A 14182-nucleotide genomic window follows, 5' to 3' on the forward strand; every position below is an offset into this window, starting at 1 on the left:
AAACAGTAAAGGGCTGCTTTTCAGAGAAGAAAAACCGACCAGAGGTTCGGACTGACACAAAAAAAGCAGGCATGGCTCACAACAGCCATGCCTGCCTAAGGGGAGAACTCACTAAACTGATCCGATCAGACCGGATCAGCAGAGCCTGCTTTTATATCTAAATTACTTTTTCGATATCCATTTCTCCGCATCAAACTTAGCCCCTAAACCCGTAAACAGGTTATATCCCCGGAATCTCCACCCGTTCCACCTGAGTGATCCGTCTGAGCTTTTTCAGGGCTCTGGACTCCAGCTGCCTGATCCGTTCTTTGGTCACGCCGAAACGGTTCCCGACCTGTTCCAGTGTCTGCGGTTCGTTGCGGGCATTCAATCCGTAACGATAAATCAGAATATCTTTCTCGCGCCCATCCAGTTGATCCAGAATGCTCATGATCACAGCATGTTGTTTCTGGTTAATCAACTCTTCACGATACTGACTCTCCCGTTCGTCGGTCGACTGGAAGAATAACTCTTCGTTCCCAGTCCGAAACCGGTCCAGCACTTTATATTCGGCTGGAATGGAACGGGCGTAGTTCTTCATGATCGCCCAGCTGGCGTAGGTGGAGAACTTGTTCCCTTTCGTATAATCAAATTTTTCAATCGCACGGATCAGCGACATGTTGCCGTCACTCACCATTTCGAAGAAGTTACCTCCCGGGCGAATGTGACGCTTGGCGATCGAAACTACCAGGCGCAAGTTACTGCGGATCAGGAAGTTCTTCACATCCGTGCTCTCGTCGAGCAGCTTTTCGATTTGATCCATATCCCGGGCTTTGGGACGATTCGGATCCAGGTGCTCCTGGATCTGAAATGCCTTGTATTTCAGGAAATTCAGCTTCCGGAAGTAGTAAGCCTCTTCTTCCCGCGTTAACAGTGGGATGGAATACAGACTTGCCAGATAAGGCGGCAGGCCAGGTGGCGTGCGGACCTTTTCATTGGCTTTATCAACTTCTGGAGGAGGTCCCAGAATAACCTTGTCGGCATTGGCCTGCTCGAATTCATCGCTGTGCATGAAGTCGATGGTCTGTGCATGCAGACGGACTGCCCGCGCTTCGGATATAATCCGGTAGATACTGGCTTTGGTACGACAATAACGTCGCGCCAGTTTCTCTACAGGAATCCCCCGACGGAATGTATTGTAGATATCCCGTTTCTGCTGATCAGTAATTTTCTCTGGAGCGTTTGGAAAGATTGCCAATTCAGGGTTCTCCCGATCAAAGTTTTTCAACGTGTATCGAATCGTTTCTGGAGAGCGATTCATATGCCTGGCGATGCGGCGACTGATCTCGGCAGGGCACCCGCCATACCGGGCCAGACGTCGTGCACGACGCAGGATCTCTTCACGGTCTTCATCACTCAACTGACTGAAATTCATGCTGCGGGTAATATGCCCGCGGTTTTTCTGGAGAAAGCGATCGACGGACGATTTCAGAAAACCGACACGCTTGCGACCGTTAAACCGGAACCGGCGACTCACCAGCCCCTTGTCTCTCCAGCGATCGACGGTTTTGGTTGATATATTGAATTGCTTACTTAAGTCCTGCACCGTGAGGACTTCTTCAGAGACATCTTCGACCTCTATCTCGGCGCTGTCGGACAGATCTTCGATGAAACAACGCACATCATGCAGTACGTCCCCCCCCGAGACTACGAGATCGGGATACAGCTCAGAACGGTAAGTCGTAATCTGTCGACAAAGCTCTGGATAAGAATATTCCTGGTCCTGTTCGACTTCTGACAGTAGTTCTTCTGCCCGCGTGATCTGAGCCAGCTTGACTTCGCGTGGAGCGTACTTTACCTGTTGCTCCGCCAGCTGCTTGATTGCCGGATTGTTGTATTTTGAACTGATCATGATTCCCCACCCTCTTTATATGACTGTTCCTGGTGACCATCGTGTCCTTCACGTCATTCGTCTCCAGGCTCTGTCACTAACTACGCAATATAAGACGAATTTGAGAAGGAAAAGTTCACACGTAAATAATTTTAGTCAAACAAACCAAGATTGCATCAAAATAACCTGCCCTCTTCAGGCACGCCTGCAACAGAAACACCATAAACCATTTAAATACATACACTTACTACAGAACATGACAATTTGACGGGAGATCGATCTAGACTGGTTTTCCTATACCTTTGCACTAAATTCAGCGAGATTTTGATTCCGGAAACAACAAAATGTGTGAGATACCTCACATTTACCACACGACACCCCAGACCCCAATAGGTATACAAACACTACAAAGCACGCTCGATACCAAAGTATAACTATTCGCATATCCAGAACCATTATCGCGATCTACTGATAGACGCCTGGATCTCGCTGAAGAAATATCTTTTGCCTGCGTGATCCGAATGCAGCAAAATCTATTTACCTTCAATCACAACCCTGTAACATAAAGATAGGGTCTTCGGTCAGTTCGCTTATCTTCTGAACTCATCACTCGAGGCTCCTGTTCTGAATATACGCTGAAATCTTCGGTTGTATTTGATGCAATAGCATCCAGATCGTCGTAATCCCTATCTCAAGCAGGTTACTCCATGTTGAAGCGTCGCTCCTCTTCTCAATGGATCATTCTGGTTGCTTTGTTTTGCCTGATTATTTCAGTCACTTCGTCAGCAGCACCGAAAAAAAAAGCGGCACCAAAAACGCCGCCGTTGAATTTACCGCCGCTAAAAACCCAGGAGCAGAAAATGCAGTTACTGGGTTACATCAGACAGACCATGCCCACCCGCCGCATCGCGCAGCGGATCAATTTCAGTTCTGCGGATCTGGATCAGGCACTGGAACAGGAACTGGGACCAGCCACAGAGGAACTGGCACAGACGATTGATGATGAAACCTTCATTAGAAGAGCGTCGCTGGATCTGACCGGACAATTACCTGCGCCGGAAAAAATTGAAGCCTTTATCAAAGACCAGAGTCGGGGCAAACGCAGTGCGCTCATCGATGAATTACTGGAATCGCCGGCCTATGGCCGGAAGTGGGCACGCTACTGGACCTCGGTCATTTTTTATGAAAGCGAAGCGAACAAAAGGCGCGTTGACCCGCAGGCGCTGGAGGACTGGCTGGCAGAACAATTCAATAAGGGTGCTCCCTGGGATTACATCACTGTGATGCTGATCTCGGCAACCCCTGAGCGGAATAAGGCAGTTCGTAACGACTATGGCCAGGATTTCGGCCCGAATAATTTTGTACTCGCCTGCGAAAACAAGTCGACCGAACTCGCTTCTCAGACTGCCCGGATTTTCATGGGCATCAGCATCAAATGTGCCGAATGCCACGACCATCCCTTCGACAACTGGAAACGGGAACAGTTTCACGAACTGGCTGCCTTTTTTCATCCCTACACTTACAAAATGCCCGATCAGGATGACCCCAAGATACAGACTGCGGTACAACCCCGCTTTTTACTGGGTGAAAAGCCACATGAAAAAATGAAGTCCGATGCGCGCCGGGTCTCCATTGCTGCCTTTCTGGCATATAACCCGAAAAATTACTGGTTCGCCCGCGCTTACGTGAATCGTATCTGGAGCGAACTCATCGGCGATGGTTTCTACGATGTCGACAGCCTGGGACCTGACAGTGAGGTCATTCACAAACCGGTCGTGAATCGCATTGCCGCCAACTTCCGCTACAAAGACTTCGACCCCAAATGGGTGTTTCGACTGATTATGAATTCCCGGATCTATCAGCGTGAGATGCGTACCAGCAGCTCTGCTGCGGACCTGTTTACCGCGGTCAGACCCTCACGTCTGCGTCCCGATGTGATCGCCGATTCTGTCGAAAACCTGATCGGAGAAGATCAGTCCGTCCGCAAGGAAATTATGCAGACCTTTGATATGAACCCCTCACTCCCGCAGGATGGGCTGGAAGGCAGCATTCAACAGGCACTGCTGATGATGAACAATCAGCAACTGCAGGAAAAACTTTCCCAGAGCGGACTGAAACAGCAGTTGTTAAAGATGTCTTCTAATACGGAACTGGTTCAGTCACTGTTTTTGCATGTACTGGCCCGACATGCGACAGAGCCGGAACTGGAGCGAAATCTCAGCTATCTGCGTGAGTCAGAAAAACGCGAAGAAGCCGTTGATGACCTGCTCTGGGTTCTGCTCAATTCCACTGAGTTTCGCACAAAACGTTAATGGTTTTTCGATCACAGGAATTTTCATATGCAGACAGATGCGCTCTTACATCTGAATCTTAATTATCGTGGTGGAGTGTCGCGCCGAAATTTCCTGCAGGCAGCCGCTCTGGGTATTGGCGGCTCGTCTCTGCTCTCTCAGTTTCGTTTGCATGCAGAGGATCTCAAAAAAGAGGGCCGCTCCTGCATCCTGCTCTGGCTCGCAGGCGCTCCCAGCCAGATGGAAACCTGGGACCCTAAACCGGGCACACCCAATGGCGGAGAAACGAAAAAGATTCAGACGCAGACTTCCGGAGTCGAAATCGCGCACTACTGGCCTAAAATCGCTGCCGCGATGAATGAGATCGCTGTCATCCGCGCCATGACCGGCAAAGAAGCCGCCCACGAACGAGGTACCTACCACCTGCATACCGGACATCGCATGCTGGGAATTGAAAAGTTCCCTCATTTTGGATCGGTCGTCGCTCGCGAGCTGGGGGATCCTCAATCAGACATTCCGAACTTCGTCAGCATCGGTCAGACATTGAGTTCCGGTTTTCTGGGAGTCCAGGTGGCCCCGTTCATTATCGATCGCCCGGGCATGTTACCGGATAATGTTACGAATACCACGCCTGATTTGCGCCAGCGCAGAAGACTCGCCTTGCTTAGCCAGCAGGAGCATGAGTTCGCGCAGGCGGGAGCAGCCGCGCTGGTGAAAGAACAGAGTGAGCTCTATCAGAAAGCCAACCTGATGATGACTTCACCGCGGCTGAAAGCGTTTCAATTCGACGATGAACCCGCTGCCATGCAGGAAGCCTATGGAAAATCTCAGACCGGACAGGGTCTGCTGGTGGCCCGTCGGCTGGTCGAAGCAGGAGTCCCGTTTGTGGAGGTTCGCAGCACAGGTTGGGACATGCACAGCAGTGTGTTCAGCAGTATGACACGCCGCGCGCCCGAAGTGGATCAAGGGCTGTCTCAACTCCTGCTGGACCTGAAACAACGCGGACTGCTGGAAAAAACACTGGTGCTCTGCATGGGCGAATTCGGCCGGACCCCCAAGATCAACGCTCGTTCTCCTGCCCCCGGTCGTGATCACTGGGTCAGAAATTTCAACCTGCTGATGGCCGGCGCTGGTATCAAAGGCGGTCAGGTTATCGGCAAAACGGATGACAATGGTCAGGAAATCATCGAGGACCCGGTTCAGGTCGACGACCTGTTTCGTTCCATGTGTAAAGCCATGCGAATGGACGCTGACATGGAACTGCACACCCCCGTCGGACGCCCTGTCAGGCTGGTTGACGGGGGTGCCGTCATTAATGGACTCTTCGGTTAAACTGCCACAGAATCAACCGGATATAGCTGAAAGAAATCACTCCCGCAGAAAAGACGAACAGCACCTGAAGCGCATCACATTAAACCATAGTGCCTCTCATACTATGATACACGACCCAAATGTCCCTGGAGACGCTTCAGGCAAACTGGTCTCAGGACGCGCACCCTTTATGCAATGAGGAACGAGAGTCCGACAGAAAGACTCGCAAAGCGGAGCAATTAGCGGGACTTCAACTCAAATTGAAAATCGTTGGAACCTTCTGCTTTGACGTTGGCCGTCTCACCTGTATTGGGACGGGTGTATTTATCGGGCAGCAATCCAGTGGAATCGGCGTCCATTACCGCAAATCGCACTTTGTGTATCCCGGGAACAGCACCAGAAGCATCCTGATTATACATCAAACTGAATTTTCCTTCCGCATTGGTGGTGCCTCTTGATGTGGCTTGCTCCGCTACTTCCGGTTGAAAGATGACAGAAATGTTCTCTACAGGTTTCCCATCCAGAGTCACCGTCCCGGTCACTTCAGTTAACTCGGGCAGCGTCTCTCCGCCACCCGAACAACCGGAAATCGAGACGAACAAGAAAACAGCACACATCGCCATTGAAACGGAGTGACATAGAGCGCATATTATTTTCATTTTCTTCCTTTGGCTTACCATTCGCCCAGCACATTTCCATCGGCGATACTGACTAGATTGAGCAATGTTGGTTCATTCGTGTTTTCACTGACAAATCGCACTCCGCCATCGCCCAGCAGTACATGACAGCCGCCTTCATGTTTGCTGCCTGGTGTCCAGGCAAATGGCAAGGGAGTTGTCGAGTTATAAGGTTTGTTAATTCCATAGTTCATATTCAGCCAGAACGTATTGGTCCAGGTTCCCCAGTAAGGACCATAGTTCGAACTGTATTTCTCCATTGATGTTTCGCACATGAAGATGGTATTTGTTGCCCCATCGGTGAGATCTCTCATCCTGGCTGAACCGTTTGTTCCGAAAGAAGATCGCAGGTTGCGGGCATTATTTGCATGTCCCCAGAACAACTCCCGGTTCTTACTGTTATCCTCCCAGGCACGAGCAATGACCCCGTAACTGGTTCGATAATAGTCGACGGTGTAATAATGACTGGTCGTACTGGAATTGGTACCTGGTGAATCAGCGGAATCTGAAGGACAGGCATAAATATTGAGGCGTTGTTTTTTAATCACTGCCATATTCGAAGCGGCCGCGGTCGCACTCGGAGGTGTCACATCGGCATGCGCAGACAATCCCATCGGCTGAGAAAAATTCAGCTTGTTATACAAGTTTGCCTGATCGAGATAAGGTAGAATCAGCAGGTGTGCGGTGATGTTTTTGACATTGTTCGACATGGTATCCGGGCTCACCAGCAGGTTTCCATGTTGACATCCGGGATTGATCGTCGCTGGCGGGAATGTCGAATGCGTATCATGATAATTATGCATCGCCAGACCAATTTGTTTCATATTGTTTTTACAGGTGCTGCGGCGTGCCGCTTCCCGCGCCTGTTGAACAGCCGGCAGTAACAAGGCGATCAAAATCGCAATAATGGCAATCACGACCAGCAACTCAATAAGAGTGAAGCCGCGAGAACGATGAGGCTTAGTCTGAAATCTGAGCACGATACCTCTCCCCAATAAAAATATGATTAGAAAATTAAATATACAAACGATTACAACACTCTGGTCATGCGTCCCGATTCAGGAAATGCGTAAAATCACTCAGGATTTGCTCTCCACCTTAAAATATGCCCTGCGGTCAGACTAATGTCTGAATTCCTGAGTTGGCGAAAAAGAAACATTTTTCCACTGATGAATGACACTCTGGTTGGCAGAGACGATAATCAGATGACTTTCAAACCGATATTTGTCTACTGAATTTAAGATCAGTGTAGCAAAGAGAGAAATTCCTGATTCAGAGCACGATGAACCTGATCAAACCCTGAATTTATAAACTCGTGTTAATCGAAATCTAGCCTCAAAAAGACTTGGCACCACTGTATCTCTCAACGTATGATAAACAGATGAGCTGCGCCTTAGCGGAAGTTTTTTTCCGCTTTACTCCTGATTATAAATGACTTTAAAGAAAATACTCCAGACAGGCTGATCCATGTCGAGCATTGCTGTCCCTTGTCCTCACTGCAAAAAAAAACTCAAGCTCCGCGATAAAAGCCTGCTCGGGAAAAAGGTAAAATGCCCCAACTGTAAACAGGCTTTTGTTTTGACCCTTCCTTCCAAAACCCCGGCCACCAGTGAACATCCTGTTCCGGCTGCGTCTGCTCAAAATCCGCCCGCTTCCGATCCACCAATTAAACAGGATACTCCCCCAACGCCAGAACCCGCCGGGCAGGAAAAGGAGATCAGAATTGAATTGGCACAACCTACAACGCCCGTCGTCGGTACGTCGGCCAAATGGGTTCCCGACGATCCCTTATCACCGCCTTCAGCTGTACCGGAGCCTGCCTCAGAGCCATCGTCTGGTTTTCCTCAGATTGATACCTCAGCACCGCCTGCTGTGAATACCACTCCTGCTCCCAGCGTTGATGCTGGAACTTCCAGTTCCGCATTTCCTGATATTGCCGTCGAGTCCACTGAAAATGCAGGCGTTGCGCGGATGCGTGAGTTACGCCGCAAAAATGCGAAACGTAGAAACGTGACGATTGCCAGCATCGTGGTTGTCCTGCTCCTGATTGGAGGCGGGGCCTACTTTGCCTGGGACAAGGTCGAAGAAACAATCGTATCCAAGCCGGTTAAACCGGCGCCGGCGCCCGTTGCCGCAACCAGCCCGACGGTTGCCTCAACGCAGCAATACACGCCCCCATCAAAAGTAGCGCCCAGCCCGACAAAGGGCGAACCGATTCGCCTCTTATACGTTCCTGCAGGGACACGGATCCTGATCCACCTGCATCCCGCGGCGCTCTGGGCACCCGGCTCGCAGGGCGAAGAATTTCGAGCCTGCCTCGGTCCAGTCGGTATCTGGGCCGAACAGAAAATCAAAGAAATCTGTCTGACTGGACCGGCGCAGATTCAAGAGCTGACGTTCTGCCTGATCCTGGGCTCTCCCGGAGCGCCTCCCGAATATGCTGCAGTCATCAGGACCACCGAACCTTTCAAACGTTCTGAACTGATTGCACAATTCGACGGTCAGCGACTGGATGACTACAGTTTTCCGGTCTACTCGGGTGACAAATATTCTTCGATGATCGTCGATGATCATACCTATGTCATTGGACCACCAGGAAATTTCAGTGCGGCAGAGATGGCAGAATCGCGCGAATATGACAGCAGTACCTCACCGGGCATTGAATCGACCCTCAAACAGACAGACCGGGATCGTCACCTGACAATCGTGTTTGACCCTGATGAAGTGCGTCGGCAACAGGACGTATTGCTCCCGGAAAAAGCGCATCCCTTCCTGAACGAGTTTCTGGACTGGATCGGCGAAGATGTCGAAGCCGTAGCCTGGAGCATGCATCTGGGTGCGGATGATTTTTATTCAGAATGGATTTTCCGTAACTCGACGATGATTCGTCCCGGTAAACTCGCGATGAACCTCAAAGAACAACTCGATGCGCTTCCCGAGGAAATGCTGGAAGGCGTACGCAAAATGAATCCGGGAACCCTAGGCAGTCGCAAGGTCATCGGCCGCTTTCCCGCGATGCTCAAAGCCTTCAGCATGGCCAATCAAGAGCAGTCGGGAGAACGCTATGCCCAGCTGGTCAGTACTCTGCCGGAACGCGCTGCACCAAACCTGGCGCTGGCCAGCCTGTTAACCTGGGATGAATCGACGCGCACTGACTTCTCAGTCAAAGCCAAACCCAGGCCGACCGGCCCGCAACTGCCGGATAAAGTGGTGGACCGGCTGAAGCTGAAACTTGAAGTCGACTTCAAACGGATGCCTCTTGAAGAAGTCCTGGCTTATATCGCCGATGAAACCAAAACCAGGATCATTCTGGATGGAGCGGGTTTAAAACTGGTCGGTTACACTCAGAATATGCGACAGACCATGAACCTCGGTACGGTTACCGCATTGGAGACCATCCAGGCCATCTTCAATGTCAAAGACCAGGACCAGATGTGCCTGATCATTGATGAAAATGCGAAAACGGCGACCGTGACCAGTAAACCGTTTGCACAGCAGAATAATCTGAAAATGTATGAGTTTCCGCCTGCAAACTAATCAGGCGCTATCTGAAATCCCGTCACAGGTGATTGCTGATGGATATCACCACCTTTCAATGCCCTCACTGCCAGACCGCACTTCGCATGCGCAACAGGCAGATTGAAGGCACTACTTTTCCCTGCCCCGACTGCCAGCAGCAACTCCGCTTAACGTCGACCCCGGATGGCGAACTCGCCGTTTCCATTATCGAGCCGGAGCCCGAACCCGCGGGCCCTTCGCCACTGAAAATCAAAGCTCGCACTACCTGGAAGCAGCTGCAGAAAGGTGGCTCATATCTTTTGGCGAGCCCCGTACTGATGGCCTGGCTTGTCGCGGGTACCGGCGCCCTGGTCCTGATATTGCTGATCATATTCGATGATCAGCCTGCCGCTGTAATCGCAGTCAATCAGCAACGGGAGACAGAAACCGTTCCTGCCGCCGCAGAGACAGAAACCACTGCGATCCCGGCAGTTGAGTCACCGGTTGCTGAAGCTGTTCCTGAGTTGCCGGTAAAGAATAATCCGAATCTGCCAGAACAGATAGCTCCAGCGCAACCAGCCGACGCTTCAGCCGAACACCAGGTTTTAGTCGCTGTCAAACCGGAGAACCTGCCTCCACTGATCGCGTCAAAGCCGCAACCTGCCGCTCCGCCCGCGGCTCCTCAGACGGATGTGACACTCGCATTACAGATACCCATCCTGGAATTTCGCCAGACGGATGAAATTCCCCTGAAGACAATGATCTCTCAATTTGAGGAAATGCTCGATACCGAGTTCAATCTGGCAGCCAATGTCAAAAACGACCCACGTCTGCTGGAAACCCCGATCACGCTTTCCAGCAAAAACACAACGCTCTCACATTTATTAGAGCAGATATTGAGCGAAGTAGCCCTGACATTTACAGTGAAATCAAATAAGATTTACATAGAGAGGGCTGCTGCACCCTGAATGAACCACCTGACGCTGGTCGTATCCTTTTTGGTCGATCGCGTCTCCGCTTTTAACTGAACCGGGTTGCCGGCTCATACGAAATTAGTATCTATCGTGAAACTCGACGACAAAGTCTGTTACTGTTTTCATATCAGTAAACGAAAAATCATCAATCACCTGCGGATTCATCGTCCGCGGCGTGCCAGTCAGCTAAGTGACTGTGGGGGTGCCGGTACCGGCTGTGGCTGGTGTGTTCCTTACCTGAAGCGCTACTTCGCCGAATATGAGAAATCGGATCTCTCCGAAGCAGGTGAATTGTCATCGAACGAAACGGAAGTCATCTCAGCAGAAGAATACGCGCGGCAACGAGACCAGTACATTGAAAGCGGAAAAGGGAAACCCCCTGCCAGATAATCGCATTTAACCTCTACTGCTTCGAGATCACAACATGGCGGCTTCTGATACCGACGCACTCCCTTCTCTGCAAAATCAAGAGCGTTCTATCCTGCTCTCCCTGAAATCCATCTCCAAAACTTATGTCACGGGCGATGTCTCTGTCCCCGTGTTACACAATGTCGATCTCGATATTCTCGCCGGTGAATTTCTGGTGATCGTCGGCCCTTCGGGTTCTGGTAAAAGCACGCTGTTAAATATCGTGGGAGGCATCGATGTCTCTACGACAGGTGACGTCTTTTTTCAGCAGCAGAATCTTTCCGAATTCAGTGAGCAGCAGCTGACACGTTATCGCCGCGAAAATATCGGTTTTGTCTTTCAATTCTACAACCTGGTCCCCACTCTGACGGCACGGGAAAACGTGATTGTGGCAGCCGATATCAGTGCCGATCCCATGTCACCTGACGACGCGCTGGAACTGGTTGGACTGGCGGATCGGGCCAATCATTTCCCCGCACAGCTCTCAGGCGGTGAACAGCAGCGGGTTGCGATTGCCCGCGCGCTGGTCAAAAAACCGGAACTGCTGTTGTGCGACGAACCCACGGGGGCACTCGATCTTTCAACGGGTCGCAAGATTCTGGAAGTGCTTGGTAATCTGAATCGGGAGCTGGGCAAGACTGTCGTCATTATTACTCACAACTCCGCCATCGGGAAAATGGCACAACGTGTGATTCGCATCGGTTCCGGTACCATTGCTGAAACCAGCATCAATCCACAGCCCATTCCGGCAAATCAGGTCACCTGGTAATGAAAGTTCTGCATCGAAAATTAATGCGGGAGTTGTTCGCGGCCAAAGGTGTGCTGGTCGCGATCATCAGCATCATTGCCGTTGGCATCGGTTGCTTTATCGCCATGTCGTCAACCTATGACAATCTTGAGTACTCCCGCCAGAGCTATTATCGACTCTGCCAGATGGCCGACTTCTCGGTCGAGCTGAAAAAAGTTCCCGTGGGTGATCTGGCCACACTGACTGATGTGCCCGGCGTAACCAGTATTCTGCCTCGTATTGTGTTTGAAGTCACCGCTTCCCTGGAAGGTGTCGAAAAACCACTCTCCGGACAGGCGGTCTCCCTGCCTGCCCACGAAAACGCACCGATTAATCGCATTGTGATCAAGCAGGGCGGCTATTTCACCGATCAGCGTCAGGAAGAAGTCATCGTCAATGATGCATTCGCCCGCGCCCACAATCTGCATCCGGGTGACCATATTCAGCTGATTCTGAACAATCGCCTGCAAGACCTGCTGATTGTCGGCACCGCCATCAGTTCGGAATTCGTCTACCTGATCGGACCGGGGGGGCTGGTTCCGGAACCAGAAACCTACGGCGTGTTTTACCTGAAACATGAATACGCAGAAGATGTATTTGGCTTTCAAGGTGCCGCCAATCAGATTCTGGGGCACCTGGCGCCCGAGTTTCAAAGCCCGGATCGGGTCCGTCTGATTCTCGACCAGTTGGAACTGAATCTCGACGACTACGGCGTATTCTCCACAACGCCATTGGCACAGCAGTCATCCCACTGGTTTCTCAAAAGTGAAATTGATGGGCTCAAAGTCAGTGCAACGATCCTGCCCACCATCTTCCTGATTGTCGCTGCCCTGGCGCTGAACCTGTTAATGTCCCGCATGGCAGAACAGCAGCGGACCATCGTGGGGACCCTGAAAGCGCTGGGCTATTCCAACCAGGAAATCTTCCTGCACTTCATCCAGTTTGGACTGCTGATCGGAATCGCGGGCGGCCTGCTGGGAATCCTGATCGGCTATTCGCTGGCCGGCGCGATGACAGCTCAGTATCGTAACTTCTTTGAATTCCCTTCTCTGGTCAACCAGATGTACCCGCGAGTCATTCTGCTGGGCATGCTGATCAGCATCTTCTTTGCCGTGCTGGGAACATTTCGCGGCGTCCGTTCGGTCGTGCGACTTTCACCGGCGGAAGCGATGCGGCCCAAACCTCCCCTGCGGGCCCGGCGGATTTTACTGGAAAAAATCCATGCATTCTGGAACGCGCTCGACTTTCGCTGGCAACTCGTGCTGCGCGACATCTTTCGCAATCGCACGCGAACACTGGGAGGTCTACTTTCAGCAACGGTCGGTGCCATGCTGCTGCTGGTGACTTTTTCCATGTACGACTCTGCCTTTGCGCTACTCAATTTTCAATATGACAAACTGCTGTTGAGCGACATCGATCTCAGTTTCAAAGACGATCATGACTATGCTGCCCTGTTTGAATCACAGCAGCTGGCCGGCGTCGATTATGCTGAGCCTCTATTCCATATTGGTTGTACGCTCAAAAACGGGATCCACGAAAAGAAGGCCGGCATCACTGGCATCACACGGACCGCTCAGTTGACAATTCCTCGCGATACCGCGGGCAACCGCGTCGAAGTTCCAGAGACAGGAATTCTGGTCACACGCAAACTGGCCGACATTCTAAAGATTCAGGCGGGGGACTCCCTGGAAATGATTCCCGTCACCGGCGATCGTATCGCCAGGCAGGTACCCGTCATGAAAATCATCGACAGTTACCTGGGACTTTCCGTTTATGCGAACTTTGATTACCTGAATCGAGTGATGGGGGAAACCCGGACCCTGACCAGCGTGCAGTTGAAGACGGATCCCCGCCCGGCGGTCACCCGACAGATTTATCGACAGGTCAAACAGATTCCCGCCATTCAGTCGGTTACTTCCATTCGCGATCAGAAAGAGAAACTGCAGGAAGTGCTCGTGGATCAGATGATTGTGATGATCGTAGTTGTCATCGTGTTTTCGTGCCTGATTTTCTTCGGCAGCATCCTGAATGCCTCTCTCATCTCACTTTCAGAACGACAGCAGGAAATCGCCACGCTGCGTGTGCTGGGTTATACTCCCGCGGAAGTCGGTTCGATTTTTCTGAGAGAAAGTTTTAGTGTGAACCTGCCTGGAATTCTGTTAGGGTTGCCCGCCGGTTACTGGGCATCAAAAGGCATTAACATCGCTTATGATACGGAACTGTTTCGGATGCCTTTTACCATCGACGCCATGAGTTGGGTTTATACGGTTCTGTTGGGAATAATTTTCACGCTGATCTCACACTGGCCGGTGCAGAAAGCCATCCGTAACATGGACTGGCTCACCGCGCTCAATGTAAAGGAATAA

The 14182-nt window shown here is 51.2% G+C and carries 10 protein-coding genes and 1 pseudogene; 7 read left to right on the forward strand and 4 right to left on the reverse strand.

The window, feature by feature from the left end; genetic code table 11:
* Window positions 1–162 precede the first annotated feature (162 nt).
* Together Pan161_RS31515 and Pan161_RS27715 are read right to left on the reverse strand one after the other, a co-directional pair.
* Window positions 163–222: pseudogene (locus tag Pan161_RS31515) on the reverse strand (hypothetical protein); the annotation flags it as partial.
* Window positions 221–1891 (reverse strand): sigma-70 family RNA polymerase sigma factor, encoded by a 1671-nt coding sequence (locus Pan161_RS27715; RefSeq protein ID WP_145231973.1) that lies wholly within the window; start codon window positions 1889–1891, stop codon window positions 221–223. The gene Pan161_RS27715 and the pseudogene Pan161_RS31515, both read right to left, overlap by 2 nt.
* Before the next feature lie 686 nt (window positions 1892–2577).
* Here Pan161_RS27715 and Pan161_RS27720 point away from each other — a divergent pair.
* Both Pan161_RS27720 and Pan161_RS27725 read left to right on the forward strand, forming a co-directional pair.
* Complete coding sequence (locus Pan161_RS27720; RefSeq protein WP_145231974.1) at window positions 2578–4182, forward strand: DUF1549 domain-containing protein; 1605 nt, start codon at window positions 2578–2580, stop codon at window positions 4180–4182.
* A gap of 27 nt (window positions 4183–4209) precedes the next feature.
* A complete protein-coding gene (locus Pan161_RS27725; protein ID WP_145231975.1) occupies window positions 4210–5493 on the forward strand; it encodes a DUF1501 domain-containing protein in 1284 nt (427 codons plus the stop codon).
* 218 nt (window positions 5494–5711) lie between these two features.
* Here Pan161_RS27725 and Pan161_RS27730 read toward each other — a convergent pair whose 3' ends face one another.
* Together Pan161_RS27730 and Pan161_RS27735 are read right to left on the reverse strand one after the other, a co-directional pair.
* The gene (locus Pan161_RS27730; RefSeq protein ID WP_145231976.1) at window positions 5712–6131 is read right to left on the reverse strand and encodes a DUF6795 domain-containing protein; all 420 of its coding nucleotides are present in this window, start codon (window positions 6129–6131) and stop codon (window positions 5712–5714) included.
* Window positions 6132–6145: 14 nt separating this feature from the next.
* The gene (locus Pan161_RS27735; RefSeq protein WP_145231977.1) at window positions 6146–7129 is read right to left on the reverse strand and encodes a DUF1559 domain-containing protein; all 984 of its coding nucleotides are present in this window, start codon (window positions 7127–7129) and stop codon (window positions 6146–6148) included.
* 487 nt (window positions 7130–7616) lie between these two features.
* Between Pan161_RS27735 and Pan161_RS27740 the strand changes: the two genes are divergently transcribed.
* From Pan161_RS27740 to Pan161_RS27760, 5 genes are all read left to right on the forward strand, one after another.
* Window positions 7617–9686 (forward strand): hypothetical protein, encoded by a 2070-nt coding sequence (locus Pan161_RS27740; RefSeq protein WP_145231978.1) that lies wholly within the window; start codon window positions 7617–7619, stop codon window positions 9684–9686.
* Window positions 9687–9724: 38 nt separating this feature from the next.
* Window positions 9725–10615, forward strand: coding sequence for a DUF4974 domain-containing protein (locus Pan161_RS27745; RefSeq protein WP_145231979.1), 891 nt, complete (start codon window positions 9725–9727; stop codon window positions 10613–10615).
* A gap of 96 nt (window positions 10616–10711) precedes the next feature.
* Window positions 10712–11011, forward strand: coding sequence for a (2Fe-2S)-binding protein (locus Pan161_RS27750; protein ID WP_145231980.1), 300 nt, complete (start codon window positions 10712–10714; stop codon window positions 11009–11011).
* Window positions 11012–11045: 34 nt separating this feature from the next.
* Window positions 11046–11798, forward strand: coding sequence for an ABC transporter ATP-binding protein (locus Pan161_RS27755; protein ID WP_145231981.1), 753 nt, complete (start codon window positions 11046–11048; stop codon window positions 11796–11798).
* Complete coding sequence (locus Pan161_RS27760; protein WP_145231982.1) at window positions 11798–14182, forward strand: ABC transporter permease; 2385 nt, start codon at window positions 11798–11800, stop codon at window positions 14180–14182. Before Pan161_RS27755 ends, Pan161_RS27760 begins: the two co-directional genes overlap by 1 nt.

The organism is Gimesia algae (assembly GCF_007746795.1).
GTDB lineage: Bacteria > Planctomycetota > Planctomycetia > Planctomycetales > Planctomycetaceae > Gimesia > Gimesia algae.